Source organism: Amycolatopsis sp. NPDC043889, from assembly GCF_056435645.1.
This window is the reverse complement of the sequence record NZ_JBWKEC010000047.1, coordinates 1-14,218: the sequence shown is the minus strand read 5'-3', so window position 1 is coordinate 14,218 and position 14,218 is coordinate 1. Positions and strand designations below refer to the sequence as shown.

11 protein-coding genes are annotated in these 14,218 nt (G+C 66.7%); 2 read left to right on the top strand and 9 right to left on the bottom strand.

Annotated features, from left to right (window positions below; all coding sequences use genetic code 11):
* Positions 1-12: 12 nt before the first annotated feature.
* Positions 13-564 carry a lamin tail domain-containing protein gene (locus tag AC0685_RS40975; RefSeq protein WP_478230429.1) on the bottom strand — a complete coding sequence of 184 codons (552 nt, stop codon included), beginning with the start codon at positions 562-564 and terminating at the stop codon, positions 13-15.
* 529 nt (positions 565-1,093) lie between these two features.
* On the bottom strand, positions 1,094-1,435 hold the full coding sequence (locus AC0685_RS40970) for a three-helix bundle dimerization domain-containing protein (RefSeq protein WP_478230428.1): 342 nt from the start codon (positions 1,433-1,435) through the stop codon (positions 1,094-1,096).
* Positions 1,436-1,703: 268 nt separating this feature from the next.
* On the opposite strand from AC0685_RS40970, the gene AC0685_RS40965 reads away from it, so the two are divergent.
* Both AC0685_RS40965 and AC0685_RS40960 read left to right on the top strand, forming a co-directional pair.
* The gene (locus AC0685_RS40965; RefSeq protein ID WP_478230427.1) at positions 1,704-2,972 is read left to right on the top strand and encodes an MFS transporter; all 1,269 of its coding nucleotides are present in this window, start codon (positions 1,704-1,706) and stop codon (positions 2,970-2,972) included.
* On the top strand, positions 2,969-3,958 hold the full coding sequence (locus tag AC0685_RS40960; RefSeq protein WP_478230426.1) for a TolB family protein: 990 nt from the start codon (positions 2,969-2,971) through the stop codon (positions 3,956-3,958). Before AC0685_RS40965 ends, AC0685_RS40960 begins: the two co-directional genes overlap by 4 nt.
* A gap of 230 nt (positions 3,959-4,188) precedes the next feature.
* On the opposite strand, the gene AC0685_RS40955 is transcribed toward AC0685_RS40960, so the two are convergent.
* From AC0685_RS40955 to AC0685_RS40925, 7 genes are all read right to left on the bottom strand, one after another.
* Positions 4,189-5,163 (bottom strand): metallophosphoesterase, encoded by a 975-nt coding sequence (locus AC0685_RS40955; protein ID WP_478230425.1) that lies wholly within the window; start codon positions 5,161-5,163, stop codon positions 4,189-4,191.
* Positions 5,153-5,602 (bottom strand): hypothetical protein, encoded by a 450-nt coding sequence (locus tag AC0685_RS40950; protein ID WP_478230424.1) that lies wholly within the window; start codon positions 5,600-5,602, stop codon positions 5,153-5,155. Before AC0685_RS40950 ends, AC0685_RS40955 begins: the two co-directional genes overlap by 11 nt.
* Positions 5,603-5,904: 302 nt before the next feature.
* Complete coding sequence (locus tag AC0685_RS40945; protein WP_478230423.1) at positions 5,905-6,969, bottom strand: glycoside hydrolase family 71/99 protein; 1,065 nt, start codon at positions 6,967-6,969, stop codon at positions 5,905-5,907.
* Between the two features lie 5 nt (positions 6,970-6,974).
* Positions 6,975-7,985 carry a hypothetical protein gene (locus AC0685_RS40940; RefSeq protein ID WP_478230422.1) on the bottom strand — a complete coding sequence of 337 codons (1,011 nt, stop codon included), beginning with the start codon at positions 7,983-7,985 and terminating at the stop codon, positions 6,975-6,977.
* Positions 7,982-9,331 (bottom strand): alkaline phosphatase family protein, encoded by a 1,350-nt coding sequence (locus tag AC0685_RS40935; protein ID WP_478230421.1) that lies wholly within the window; start codon positions 9,329-9,331, stop codon positions 7,982-7,984. The genes AC0685_RS40940 and AC0685_RS40935 overlap by 4 nt, the downstream gene beginning before the upstream one ends.
* Complete coding sequence (locus AC0685_RS40930) at positions 9,328-10,800, bottom strand: ArnT family glycosyltransferase (RefSeq protein ID WP_478230420.1); 1,473 nt, start codon at positions 10,798-10,800, stop codon at positions 9,328-9,330. The genes AC0685_RS40935 and AC0685_RS40930 overlap by 4 nt, the downstream gene beginning before the upstream one ends.
* 101 nt (positions 10,801-10,901) lie before the next feature.
* Entirely contained in the window at positions 10,902-13,289 is a 2,388-nt protein-coding gene (locus tag AC0685_RS40925) for a GtrA family protein (RefSeq protein ID WP_478230419.1), read from the bottom strand.
* Positions 13,290-14,218: the final 929 nt, after the last annotated feature.

Sequence of the window (14,218 nt, the reverse complement as noted above, 5' to 3'; positions counted from 1 at the left end):
GTTACCCGTGCGTTACTGGGCGGAGGGAGCATTGGCGTCGAGGACGCACGGAGTCCGCGGGCCCGGGGCGAAGTCGGAGGGAGTCCCGGTGAACGCGACCCGGTGAAGCGACAACCTAGCCGGGTGCGAACGAACCGCCACGGCATCCACACGAGCACCCCCTGGCGTACCCAGCACCAGCTTGAGGGGCCTGGTCCCGGAGAGGTTTTCGGTGAAGACCTGGTCGGGCACACAGCCGGTGAAGGCGGCGTTGGCGATCGTGTACACCTGCCGCGGCCCCAAGACGGTGCCCGCTGGGATCGGCATCGTCACGATCTGCTGACCGACCATCGCCTGCAGCTGCAGGCCCCCGATGGGCACCCGTGCGAAGCTGGGATTCGCGATCTCGATGAAGTCCTGGGCCGCCCCGGCGGGGCCGGTACCGCGGGTGGCGACCTCGCTGATGTAGACGGTGGGCACCTGCTGCTGGGCCGCCTGCTCCGCCGCGGTCGCGGCGCCGGAAGCCCCGAGCATCAGTGCGCCAGTACTGGCCGCTACGGCAAGTGTGGAAATAATGCGTTTCACGAGGTTCTCCTTTGTCAGGTTGAAAAACAACTCCAATAAATGGAAACCCAGCCGGGGAGTGACGGATCTTCTCGGCGACTCGACCGCGGAGCCTTGATATTATCGCCACCGAGGGATCCTGCAATAACTGTGCCTTAAGAACACCCCCTCTGGGAAAGGGGCCGTTGCTGCGGCCCCGAGAGTCGGGGTACACAGAAAAGCGGCTCAGCGACGCAATATCGGGTTACCCAATTTGCTGTAGCTCCATGGCGGATGCCGGATGGGCGGAGCTGAGCGACGCCACTTGGCATGCGCTTCCACTGGCGCGGCCCGCACGTCACCCACCTCGGGCGAACGGCGATAGCGTCGGCACGGGAAATGTTGTGGTCACGCACCTGTGCGGAGCATCGCGACCTACCGAACCAGCGCGGGCCGAACACCGCTCAGGGACGCCACGCTCGCGTCTCTGCACGTGCAGCCAACGACCGAAGTGCTGGACCAGCGCGACGGCTTGCCCGGTGCCGGTGGGCCATACCGCCGGCGGACGGCATCATGAACGGGTGAGCCATCGATCGAGCTGTTCCCGTGCCGCCCGTTCGACCAGGATGTGAACGAACACTCGCACCCGCGCGCAAGCGAAGCGGTCGGACTCGTCTCGCACCAGCCGGCTCACCGTGTCCGGAGACACCGCTGGATAGCTGCGGTCCAGCCTGTCGGCCAGCGCGGCCAGACGGCCATCGAGCCGGCCGGATGAGATGTTGCCGATCGTGCGCGCATCGGTCATCGAAGTCGCCTCTCTTGCGCCCGCCAGAGCCGGTAAGCCACGAAATTCGCTCAGTTTATCGTCGCGAGTTCGGTCGGTGACGTTCTTGCCATGGCCAATATCGGCCATTGGCCGGGACTCGCCTCAAGATCAGTTTCCGCACTCCTTTGTTTACGTCCAGATCACGAACTGGACGTGAACGATGCATGAGACGTCTCTCTTTCGCGGTCAGCATGAGGCGGTTCCTGTCCACCGCCGGGCCGGAGTGACTGACCCGGCGTATCCGGTGTCGGGAGGATTCGTGTTTCCGCGACGAATTGTGGCCATCCTCGCAACCGTCACGACGACGTCCGGCAGTGATTCTTCCGTTCTGACCTGACGCAGGAGGGCGAGCCACGTGTATCTGTCCAGCATCGGTCGTCGAGGGCGCAGCGGTACAGTGTCCCGGTACACGTTCGGCGCGGTCGGTTCGAACGTCGTCGCGCTGGGAACCGTCAGCCTGGTCACCGACATCTCCGCCGAGATGGTCGCCGCGATCCTGCCGGTTTACCTGGTTCTCGGCCTGAACCTGAGCCCTGCGGTCTATGGGCTGGTCGACGGCTTGCACTCCGGAGCGACCGCGCTGCTCCGGTTGGCCGGTGGCTATCTCGCCGACCGTGCGGGCAGGCGCAAGACCGTCGCGGGCATCGGCTACGCGCTCTCCGCGGCCGCGAAGCTGGGCTTGGTCGTGGCTGGCGCCTCCGCGACCGCGATCGGCGTCGTCATCGCCGTCGATCGGATCGGGAAAGGGCTGCGGACGGCACCGCGTGACGCGTTGATCACGCTGTCGGTGCCGGAATCCATGCTCGGCCGCGCTTTCGGTGTGCACCGCGCGATGGACGGCGCGGGTGCGTTCACCGGTCCGCTTGTCGCGCTCGGGATACTCGCCGTGGTCGGCTCGTCCGCCGGCGCCGACGCGTTCAAAGCTGTGTTCTTCACCGGCTTCTGCATCGCCGCGGTCGGCCTGCTCTTGCTCGTGTTGTTCGTCCGCGAGCACCAGGCCTCACGCCCGGTCGTCGGCGGCGTATCACCGCGTGCGGCACTTTCTCTCTTGCGCGGCAGCGAGGTACGCCGGCTGTTCCTTGCCGCCTGCGTGCTCGGCACTGCGACCATCGGTGATGGGTTCGTGTACTTGTTGTTGCAGCGTAGAGAAGAAATCGCGACGGGGTGGTTTCCGCTGCTCGCCGTAGGCGCCAACCTCGCTTACCTGTCGCTGGCCGTGCCACTGGGTGCGGTGGCCGACCGGTTCGGTCGGCTCACGGTGACGCTCTGCGGATACGGCGCGCTGGGCGTGGTCTACTTGCTGCTCGTGAGCCCGGTATCGGGCTGGCCGCTGCTCGTGATCACGCTCGGGTTGTACGGCGCCTTCTACGCCGCCACTGACGGAGTGCTGATGGCGCTCGCGAGCCGGGTTCTGCCGGAATCGTTGCGCGCCACCGGCATCTCGCTCATCCAAACCGGGCAAGCGCTCGCCTACCTCGTCTCATCCGTCCTCTTCGGTTTTGCCTGGCAGGTCTGGGGCGCGGGCATGGCGACCGGGTTGGCCGCGGGCGCGGCGCTGTTCGCGATCGTCTTCACCCTGATTCTCCTCGTCCCGCGCCCGTCGGTGAAAGAAGGTCGACGATGAACAACCGCAGCCGGATTCTGATCGCCGTCGCCGGTGTAGTGGCGCTTGCCGCGGCCGCCACCGTCTACGTGGGACAGATCGCCGCCCGCAGCCGGGACATGGCCGCCGTCGGCACAGACGGCGCGGTGACCCTCACCCCCGGCCCGAAAGTGCTCGTCCGTAGCACCGCGGATGCCGATCGCGGACATCTGTTCGTTGTATCCACGGCCGACCCCGGTGGCCCACGCGTAGTGTCACAGGTGTCCTGCACACGGATCCATGCCGCCGGCGGCACCGGGATCTGCCTGCACCCGGACAACGATTTCATGACGCATCTGACCGTCCTCGACGAGCAACTCAAGGAGCGGCAAGAGGTCCCGCTGTTCGGGGTGGCCAGCCGTGCCAGGGTTTCACCGAGCGGCCGGATGGTCACCTGGACGGTGTTCGTCGCCGGCGATTCCTACAACTTGGGTGGGTTCTCCACCCGCGTTGGCATCCTGGACACCGCGACCGGCGAGCTCACGGGCACGTTGGAGGACTACACGGTGACGGTGCACGGCAGGCCCTATACGGCGGCCGACTCGAATTTCTGGGGTGTCACTTTCGCCGAGGACGACAATCGGTTCTTCGCGACCATGTCGACCAATGGTCACCGGTATCTTGTCGAGGGTGATTTCGCCGCGCGCTCTGTCCGCGCGGTGCGGGACAACGTCGAATGCCCGTCGCTCTCACCCGATGGAACGCGTATAGCGTTCAAGTCCGCGGTAGACGGTGACCCGGCGAAGGGGTGGCGGCTGTCAGTGCTCGACCTGTCCACATCTGTCGTGACACCGCTCGCGGAAACACGCAGTGTCGACGACCAGGCGGCGTGGATCGACCATCACACGGTCGCCTATGCGATCCCCAGCGGCGTAGGTCATTCCGACGTGTGGTCGGTGCCCGCGGACGGTTCCGGAAGGCCACATCTGCTGATCGCCGAGGGGGATTCTCCGGCGGCGTTGGGGTGATGTGCAATCACAGAAGAATGGTCGTCTTCGTTCGCGGAGGATCGCTGTTCAGTACTGTCCATTGTGGATGGGCAAGCTTTGCTACGGCACCGGTGAGGCAATGAGGCCGGAGCCGACTCCGCTTCGTCACGCAACAGGGAATTCGGGTGAAGCCGGGAGACGGAGAAAACCCTTGCTCGTGCGGCGCGGGCTTTCTCCGTCAGGTCATGGGACTGATCTGCCCAGCCGGGTCAATGGCAGGTTCCCGTTCCGGAGTCGGTGAACGGTGTCTCCGGCGCCGCCACGAAGGCCCAGTCATAGCTTGTGGGGCGCAGGGTGAGCTTGAGGACGCCGAAGATCTGGGACTTGCGGACCACGCTGTTCGGCATGACTGTGGAGAATCCACTGTAGAACGAGCCGCCGGTGCCGACCACGATCTGGCGGATCCCGTTGGCGTCGTCCCGGGCCCCGGACGGGTTCTGCGGCGCAAACCGCTCATAGCTGTGGGAGTGTCCGGCCAGCAGGAGATCCACGCCGCCGCGGTACATGGTGTCCACCAGCGGTGCCACGTCCGCGTAGGCGAAGCTGTTGGAACTCCACCGTGGCCGGTGTTGCAGTACCGCGGTGCACTTGGCCGGATGCGCGGCGAGGTCGGCGGCCAGCCATTGCTGCTGCGGTGATCCGACGGCGCATCCGGTGCCGCCGCTGATCTTCGCGCATTCGGAGTTCAGCACGACCACGTGCCAGTCGCCTACGTTGAAGCTGTACCAGCCGTTGCACTGCTTCACGCACCCTGGCTGTTGCGGGGTTCCCGCGTCGCCGAAGTAGCTGAAGTACCCTCCGCCGCCGTGCGTGCCGTACTCGTGGTTGCCGATCGCCGGGCGTGTGATCGGCTTAAGCCGTCCCCACGACCGGGCGTAGCTGGTGTTGAAGTCGGCGAGGGAACCGCTGTTGTACTGGGCGTCACCGAGCATGAACACGGATGCCGGGGCGATCTGCGTGGCAAGGTCCGATGTGGTCTTCATACGGCAGTGGCCAGGGGTGCCGAGGCCGTCGTTGAAATCCGGATCGGAAGGTGCGCAGGCGATGTCTCCCACCGCGACGACCACTGGGTCGCCGGCGAATCGGGTGGTCTCGGCCTGAGCGTGCGACGGGGCGACGACATTCGTGAGGCTCAGCACGAGAAGGGAACCGTACGTGGCCGCGATCCGGGATTTAGTGGCCACTGTGACCTCCATGCAGGATTTGGTCGAGGGTGTCCTGTGCGTCCGCGCGCAGAGTGGTTCCGGCGTCGATCTGGCGCCGCATGAGGGGAAGGTCGCCGGTCAGGCAAGCCTGGGCGGCCTGGGCGAACTGTGCGATGCCGATGTTGGCGACTGTGCCCAGCTGTGGACGCGGCGCACGCCTGCCGTGCAGCAACTGCTGCGATACCCGCTCGAGTTTCTGGCATATCGTCGTCGCCCGGGCGAATGGCTGAACGAGTTGCCGCGCCTCGACGAGCGTGTTGTTGAGCTCGATCTGCAGCGGCTCCCGGCCGCTGAGCCATTGGTGGATGCTGAGATCTTCGGGCGGCGTCGCCCGCGGTGGCGCGCCTGACACCAGCAGGAGACCGCCGCCCAGCAGCGCACCTGCGGACACGGCCAGGCTTATGTGCTTGCTCCTCATCGAACCGGCACCTCCAGCGTCCTCAGCCTGAAATTTGTTGGCGGACCATGTGAGCGTGTCGTGAGCTCGAGCATTCGGGCGTGCTTGTGCAGCCGCGTGGGACCGTCAGAACCGGTGCGCGACTTGGTGGGAAAAGATCGGGAAGCTCAGGTGAGACCGGGATGGGGGCCGGCCACAGGTAGTTATCGCAGATCAAAATGGCCGTAGAGATGTACGGAAACGTACTGGTCGATGTCCGCGCGGGAAACGTCAAAGGCCTTGATCGCTTCAGGCCTGATGCTCGGGAATCGGTTCTGAATCGCTCACGCGGACCGGTACCGGCGCCGGAGCACCAGGACGACAAGGATGACGAGCAGCAGAAGCGCGCCGCCCGCCACGACCGGCCCGGCCGGGAACCCGCCCCGAGCGCCCGTGCCGCTGGAGTCTTCCGCCAGTGGGCTCAGGCGTGGCACGGATGTGCCGGTGATATCCCGCAGTACGGTCAGGTAGCGGTCGCCATACCGGACGCTGGGCTCGACATGAGAGTTCTCGCTGAACTCGTTCCAGCTGATCAGACCGAGAGCGTCCGGAGAGGATTTGATCGCCGCCGCGTATTGACGTCGCAGTGCTTCACCGTCCCGCCGCTCGACCACGCGCTTACCGCCGATCCGCCGTGCGTCGAACCCCGGCGCGAACGGCGCGATCCATAGCCCCTTGTGCCGATGCACCGCCGCGCCCATAGCGGCGAGTTTGGCCGCCGCACCCGTGTCACGGTAGGGATCGACGGAGGACCAGTAGTACGCGTCACCGTCCACAGCGGATGCGATGCGCTCGTAGCCGGCGAGATCTTTCTCCGAGCCGAGAACCAGCAGCCTGTCGCGCACCGGCCCGGCGGCACGCGTGATGTCCTCGATCGAGAATTTCCAAGTCCCCGACCAGATCACGAACGGCTCGCCGAACACTCTGAACACCGGGTCGGCCGCGTAACGCTCCTCGAACCACGCCAGGTCGGCCGCCACCCGATCGGTCGGCAGCGGGTTGCGGTGAAAGTCCAGCGCCTGGTAGATGATGGAGAGTGTGAAGCCCTCCTCCCGGGCCACGCCGGCCAGCGTCGCCAGCCGGCGATCCAGGACAGGAGTGGACTTCCAACTGACGATGAACCCGGTGATGCCGGCACTCTTCGCTGCCCGGATGTGCCGGCGCATCACGCCGGAGTCGTCGCTGGAATAGCGGCTTAGACTTGGATAATCTGTCTTCGCCCGATCCCACGAAGCCTCGGTGTACCAGATGTAGTAGTACGCCAGCACCGGAAGCACGGCTCGCGGGCCGGCTGCCGCCGGAGGGAGCGGCAGGACCGCGATCAGGACGGCGAGCAGGACAGCGGACATTCGCCTCACGTGACTGTCCTCGGCCGCTTGCGCAGTCGCCACCTGCCGACCACGACGAGTACGGTCAGCGTCGTCAGTGCGGCGACGGTCAGCGTCGCGACGTCCAGATAGGTGATTACGGGAAGCTCCACATACCGGCTACGGGACAACGTGATCTTCTGGGCCTGCGAGTATCCGGCCCCGGATACCTTCACCTGGTAGGTACCCCGGGCCAGGTTCTCCACCGCCACGTCACCGTCCTGGCCGGCTGTCAGCCGCTCGGTGCGGCCGTCCGGATAGGTCAGTTCGATGCCGGTGGCGATCGGGTCGCCCGAGAGCCAGTCGCGGATCTGGAAGCGCACTGATCGCAGCAGAACGACGAACTTGGCGTCAGCGGTCCGGTTGGGGATCAATCGCTGCTCCCCGACGTTGACTACGTTCGTGCCGTCGATCACGACACTCTGCAGGTAGTACGTCACCTCTTTGGCGACCGCGGAACCGGCTTCCAGCACCGGCCGTACTGCGGTCAGCCGGACTGGCTTGACGCCCTCCACGGTCAGCTGCCGACCGGAGTCACTGCGTATGGTCATCGAGGTGATCCGCTCCGGCGCGACCGGTCTGTGAGCCTGGTCGACGAAGGCGTAACGAACGGTCCGGGTGGTCTGGAACGTCGCCTGGATCCGTGTGGTGCGCCCGATCACGAGATCGGACAGGGATGCGGTGAATCCCTGATCGGCACCGCCGCGCCCTGCCCACCGGACGAAGTCGGCGGTCCCGCCGGGTGAGTCCAGGTGCGGCGTGAGCAGCTGCAACCGGTGCTTTTCCCTGTTGCGCGGCACAGTAGCGTACGCCACGCCTTTGTCATCGGTCACGAGTGGCTTGCCGTCCAAGGCGAACCTCGCGGACGGCAACGACGGCACGGTGATCACTTTGAGGACGTTGCGCGACGGCGGTCGCGCCGCTGAGGCTGTCGACGGGAATCCGGCCATGATGATGGCCGCGAGCACGGTGACGCCGATCCCTCTGATCGTCCTCATCGGACGGCCCTCCTCCTGGTGGACCGGCGGTGCCCGAGCCGCCGGCCGATGGGGGTGACGGTGAAGCAGCTCAGCAGCGCGAGAACCGCGGCGCCGCCATACGTGAGGTAGACGATCGAGGCGGGGTGGGACGCCGTCGGTGCGGCGGCGCGATCAGTGCCCAGCAACTCGGGCGGTCTGGGCGGCGAGGCGAAGTCGAACGCTCCGGTGATCCCCGCCGAACGCGCGTCCCGTTCGCCCAGCGGCGCGACGCGCCAGTTGTCCTCGATGAATTTGAGTACCGCGGTGTGATCGAGTTGGGTCCGGTCGATGTGCCCACGTCGGGAGTAGGCGCTGACCAGCAGGGCGGGTACCCGGAAACCGAGGCCCGCGCTGTCCGCTTTGGGTGGTGAGACGTGGTCGTACCAGCCGCCCCAGCTGTCGTAGCTCCACATGAACGCCGAGCTCGACCAGTAGCGGCTCTTCGCCAGTCCCGCGATCATCTCGCGAACGAAGGCTTGTCCGGTCTGCACCCGGCCCGGCGGGTTCTCGTTCGACCCCGACGCCACGACGTAGGCGACCGCCGGTAGCGTGCCGGCGCGCAGGTCCGTGTAGTACTGGTTCAGGTCGACGATTTTGCCGGACAGCGTGGGCTTGTCGAGGAATCGGGCGAAGTTCAGCAGCGGGACCCTGGTCGTCTGGCCTGCCCGCGGACCGGTGCCCGGCGTGCGGAAGGTGATCTTCGGGTCGTAGTTTTCGACGTAGAACTTCCAGGGGACACCGGCCTGTTCGAGCCGGTCGAAGATCGTCGGGATGTCGCCGTAGCCGCCCGGCGGCACGCGTTCACCGCCGCCGGGCGTGGGCACGCCGGCGATCCAGTAGAAACGGTTGCGGCGGTTGCCGGTGGTCGCGGAGCTGAAGAACCGGTCGAAGAGCGTGTACTTGTCGGCGACGTTCCAGTAGTAGGGGAGGTCGTTCGCGTCGTAGTAGCCCATCGCCTGGGCGCCGTCGAGGCCTCTTTCCCGGTACGTGGAGACGAAACCGTCCATTTTTCCGTCCGCGTACTGGGCCCGCTGAGTGGCCGGGCCGTGATCGAGGTGGTCCGGCGATTGATCGCCCAGCCGGAAGGGACGGACGCAGTCGGCCGGTTTGTCCTTGCGCTGCCGCATGCACGTGTCGGCGGGGATGCCGTCCGCGCCGGGGTAGGTGCCGAAGTAGTTGTCGAAGGAGTGGTTGGCCTGCATGAGCGTCACGAAGTGCTTGATCGGCGTGCTCGTGGTGCGCGCCGGCTCGGCGGCGGCCGGCCAGGGCACCGGCGCGGCGAGAATGAGGAGGACTATCAGCACGCTGGTCAGGCGCAGGGTCATGACCGCACCTCGTAGACGATGATCACGGGTTTCGGTGTGGTCCGGCCGTCGGGCGTGGTCACTTCGACCGCTTCGGTGTGGATGGCCACGCCGCTGTACTTGCGCACGTAACGCATCAACCGCTCGCTGAAGAACGGCGCCCGGGCAGCCGAGAACGCGTCCCATACCACGTACTGGAGGTTGCCGTTGCGCAGTTCCCGGTCGGGGTTGTCGATCGGTTCATAGGATGGATTGCGGGACAACGGGTTGGGGCTCACGGAAAGTGCGAATGCCTTACGGTGGCCGTAGAATCGCACCACGTTCGCCATCGACGGTCCGATCGTCATCAACCGGCTGCCCTCGGGCAGGCCGGCCTTGATCCACCTACCCGCCTCCCGGCCTCCTGGCACGCCGCCGGAACCGGCAAGGAACGTGGTGCTCGGTGCCGGGTTCACGGCCGACCAGGCCGGTACCACCAGGCTTGCGCCGACGGCGACGACCGCGAAGGCCCGGACCCATCGGGCCGCCGCGGGACGGCGGCCCGAAAGCCAAGGCACGGTTACCTGGATCCCGGTTCGTGCCGCCAGCACCGCGACGGCGGGCACGATCGGCAACAGATACTGGTACCCCTTCACCGGCCACAGATGGAAGAACACCAGCGGTACGGCCATCCAGCAGACCAGCAACCATTCCCGCCACGTGTTCTGCCCGCGCAGCAGCCAAAGACCGGCGGCCGCGAGCACGAGCACCGCCGGCCCGACCGCCGGGGTCACGGTCTCGCTGTAGAACGTGATCCCATGGTTCGCGCGCCGGAACAGTTGCCACGCCAGGTAGTTCTGTCCCGTGCCGGTACGATCGGACAGGCTGAGCGACAGCGGGTACGCGACGACGACCGCGCTCAGGATGGCGAGCCCGACCAGCAGGTCGCGCAGCCGGATGCGGAACTCCCGGCTGAGCACGAAGAACACGAACACCGCGAGCACCAGGATCGCCGCGCTCTCCTTGGTCAGCAAGGTGAGCCCCAAGACGGCGGCCGCGGAGTAGAGCCACCCGGGGGCCCGCTCGGAGCAGTACCGCGCGACGCAGTACAGGGCGACCACCGCGAAGAAGGTCTCAGGTCCATCGAGCAGTACCTGGCGGGTGATCACGACGTGGTAGGGCATGACCGCGAGGAAGAACGCCGCCACCAGCCCGGTCTTCCAGCCGTACAGCACCTTGCCGAGCAAGTACACGGCCACCACTGTGGACAGTCCGAAAACGACGGACAGCATCCGGGCGCCGGTGTCGCTCATGCCACCGGAGAACCCGAGCGACAGCATCACCTGGAACAGCAAGGGGTGTGCGCGGAAGATCGGGAACAGCCCGGTCAGCGCGGGGTCTCCGGCCAGCGCGGCGGCCTGCCCGGCGTAGACGGCCTCGTCGCTGTTGAAGCCGATCTCACCCAGCGCCCACACCCGCAGGAAGCCACCTGCGCCCAAGATGAGGGTCATCGCCGGCACCACGCCACCGCGTGAGAACACCCGCGCCGGCCAGCGGTCCCGCTGCCTGGTGACGGTACCAACGGCCATGCCCGGCGGCGCCGGTACACCCATCACGCAGACCGGCGCGGCTCGGGCCGCCCGTCGGCCGGGCCTGTGATCAGCAGTCCGGGGATCTCGTCCGCCCAACTGAAGTCGGGCACGGCCAGCGAGCGTGCCCTGATCTCGCGGACAGCGGCCGACAGGATCTCGCGTTCCTTTTCCCGCAACGCCTGATGATCGTCTTCACCGATCACAATGGATGGTGCGAAGTGGCTGAACGGCGGGAACTGGTAGGCATCCTCGGTATTGGCCAGCAGTGTGCTCGTTGTGTCCTCCGGCGACAGGTCGGCGATGGCATACGGGCCCCGCTCGATCACGAACAGCTCGGTCACCTTGGTCTCGGATGCGATCTCACACGGCAGCAGCCGGTCCACCGCGTACTTCGGCGGCGGCACGATCCGCTGGGTGAGCGCGTTCGTGCCCATGATCGGCACGTTGAGGTGGCTGAGGGACAGGCCCAGCTGACGGCCTTGCCGGGAGTGCAACAGGCTCTGCAGCCACAGCCGCCGCCACTCCCCGCGGCTCAGCTCGTCGGACTGCGCCGCCCGCAACGTGTGGTGGCTGATCGTCAGAGGCTTGGGAAAGCAGCCCACCTGGCCATCGCCGTGTAGCACGACCATATCGTCGGAAAGGAACTTCGCACCGCGTTCGCGGACCAGCCGGAGCACGGTGCCGGTCTTGCCGGTGTCGGTTCGCGCGGAGATCAGCGCGCCGACACCGTCGAGTTCGACGCATGCCGAGTGCAGCAGCATCACGCCGCGCGATACCGCGACGAACCGCAGCAGCGCCTCGAGGATGTTCGTGTAGACCACATGGGGTGACCGGCCAAGACTCGGGGAGACGACCACCTCGATCGGGCCGCCGAACGAAACCCGGAAGTTGGCCCCGAACCGGCCGAGATGTTCGGAGTATTCGATCGCGGGCGGCCCGGCGAACTGGGTGACCACCGCCCGCGGCAGCGGGCGACGGCTGCCGACCGAACCGACCCGGATCTGAATCTCGGTGTCGTTGCCGAGCCACTGCGCACGGAAGTAGTCGAGTTCCGCCAGCCGCACCTGCGAGCCGATCGTCGCGACATTCGGAATGCTGTACCGATACGGCAGGTACCGTGCCAAGCCGGAAGAGCGGTTCAGAGTTCCACCCGCCGGGCCCCCGGCGGGAGCGGCGTCGACGATGAGCCGGATCGGATCGCGTCCGGATCTGGTCGTCGGCGATTCACCGCGTCCATAGATCGCCGTGTCGGTCACCACGAACCGCACCAGGAACAACAGGCCGAGGGCGAACGCGTTGGCCGACAGCACGCCCAGCCCGATGCCGTCCACCAGCAGGACCAACATCGGCAACCGCAGCACCAGCAACGCGTGGTTGAGCAGGAAGAACCGAACGGCACGAGAGGCCGTCGAACTCGATTTCGCACCGCGGTAAATGAGCACTTCGGTGAGGGCGAACAGCCACGTCGTGGACGCCTCGGTGGCCAGAACGGCGGCCAGCAGATAGTGCAGGCCCAGCAGGTGGTCGTGCAGCAACCACAACACGGCCGTGTTGACCACCAGCCCGGACAGCCCGACCAACCCGAACGCCCCGGCCCGCACCAGCCGGTTGTCCGGCGAAAGAGCCTGTCGGCCTGGCGGCGCGATCCGCAGCCGGAGCAGCTGCCGCACGAGCGCCACGCCCGCACGCGGCGAGACCGGGCGGCGCCCATCCGGTCGTGGCTGGGCCGTCAACGGGACCTCGGCCACCCGCAGGCCCGGATGCCGGACCAGGATCTCCAACAGGGTCCTGACCCCGTCCAGCCGTAACCGGTCGAGGTCGAGCGCGGCGCGACGGACGGCGAAGAAGCCGCTCAGCGGGTCACTCGGCCGGCCGAGCCGGTGCGGGAAGAGGGCCTTGGCGGCCGCGGTGGACAGCAGGGACGCCCAGTGCCGTGAGACGCCTGCCTGCCTGGCGAACCTGCTGGCGACCACTACGTCCACGTCCCGTGATCGGCCGATCTCAGCCAGCCGTGGTGCCAATGCCGGCGGGTAGCGAAGGTCGCCGTCCATCAACACGAGCCACTCGCCACGCGCCTGCACCAGGCTGGTGAGCACCGCGCCACCGAGTCCACCGTGCCGCTCGCCGGACGCGCGGTGGATCAGCCGGATCGGGACGCGTGACCGCGCGACGAGGGAAAGCACGGCATTTCCAGCCACATCGTCGCCGTCATCGACAAAGAGAATCTCCAATGGCGACCCCGAATGCTCCTTGGAAAGCCGCCGCACGATGACGGCGAAATCGTCAGCCTTGGCGACAGACAGAATGATGACGCTTATCTCGGGTGGCTGACTTACCCGTGCCGACCTGATAGCGAATTGGGCGAGGCTCGAGTCGGGCCCACTTTTCCCTTTTGTGTTCTCCCGCACAGCTTCCCTTCCCACGCCTCGCGAACCGACAAACCAGGCAGCCGAGGAACAGGCGAACGTGACAGCCGGAGAGTCTGACCGTTGCCTGCGGGACCGAACTCGGGGCGGAATCTACGTCAACTCTTTGCCGAAAGGCCGTGGACCTCATCTCGCTATTCCCAGCGCTTGGAATAAGTATGCGATCCGGCGCCTGAAAAGAATAGGCGACCATACGCCCGGCCCCGCCAGGAGACGCCGACCACTACGCCGCCGGCCAGCCCGTATCGACATGATCTGGCCGCTCCCGCATCAAGCTCATTCTCCGGTCGAACAGGTCCGCCCATGCGGGGCGGTCAAACGAGTGATGCCGTCTATTGCGCCGGACGAGAGCTCGGCCATCGAGGGCGAGTCCGAAGAATGCGCGCACTATCACCAGAGTGTCGCGCATCGACGAGGGCTGCCCAGTGGGGTCGCCCACCTGCGGACATGGGCCGTGCCCGCCGGTCACCTGCTGTTGACCCGAGTTGCCGCGCAGAACAGCCGGCCCCGAGGGCGCCGCGCATGAGAAGGCAACATCGGAGAGCGGCGAGCGCGCGCGTCGCTCCCCGCAGGTCGGCCGTCTGAGTGAGACGCAGCATGCGGCTGTCTATAGAGGGGTAAGGCAAACGTGGCGTGCCGGAGTTGGCGGCAGAAGCGGGACTCGCCGAACAGGCACCTTCCCAACTGTCCATAAGAGACTTTTCTGCGGCGACAGTGTCCGGCTTGGGTGATTTGCACGGTTCGACGAGGGGGTCGTGGGGGGGGGGTTTGGGTTTTCCCCCCCAACACCCCCCCCCCCCCCCCCCCCCACCCCCCCCCCCCCCCCCCCCCCCCAACCCCCCCCCCCCCCCCCCAAAACCCCCCCCCCCCCAAACCCCCCACCAGCAGGTAGGAAAAGAACCCCCCTCCTT

Coding starts and splice junctions, on each gene's coding strand:
- AC0685_RS40940 (WP_478230422.1), bottom strand. CDS start 7,985: ATGAGGACGATCAGAGGGATCGGCGTCACCGTGCTCGCGGCCATCATC.
- AC0685_RS40935 (WP_478230421.1), bottom strand. CDS start 9,331: ATGACCCTGCGCCTGACCAGCGTGCTGATAGTCCTCCTCATTCTCGCC.
- AC0685_RS40950 (WP_478230424.1), bottom strand. CDS start 5,602: ATGAGGAGCAAGCACATAAGCCTGGCCGTGTCCGCAGGTGCGCTGCTG.
- AC0685_RS40945 (WP_478230423.1), bottom strand. CDS start 6,969: ATGTCCGCTGTCCTGCTCGCCGTCCTGATCGCGGTCCTGCCGCTCCCT.
- AC0685_RS40930 (WP_478230420.1), bottom strand. CDS start 10,800: ATGACCCTCATCTTGGGCGCAGGTGGCTTCCTGCGGGTGTGGGCGCTG.
- AC0685_RS40960 (WP_478230426.1), top strand. CDS start 2,969: ATGAACAACCGCAGCCGGATTCTGATCGCCGTCGCCGGTGTAGTGGCG.
- AC0685_RS40970 (WP_478230428.1), bottom strand. CDS start 1,435: ATGGCCGATATTGGCCATGGCAAGAACGTCACCGACCGAACTCGCGAC.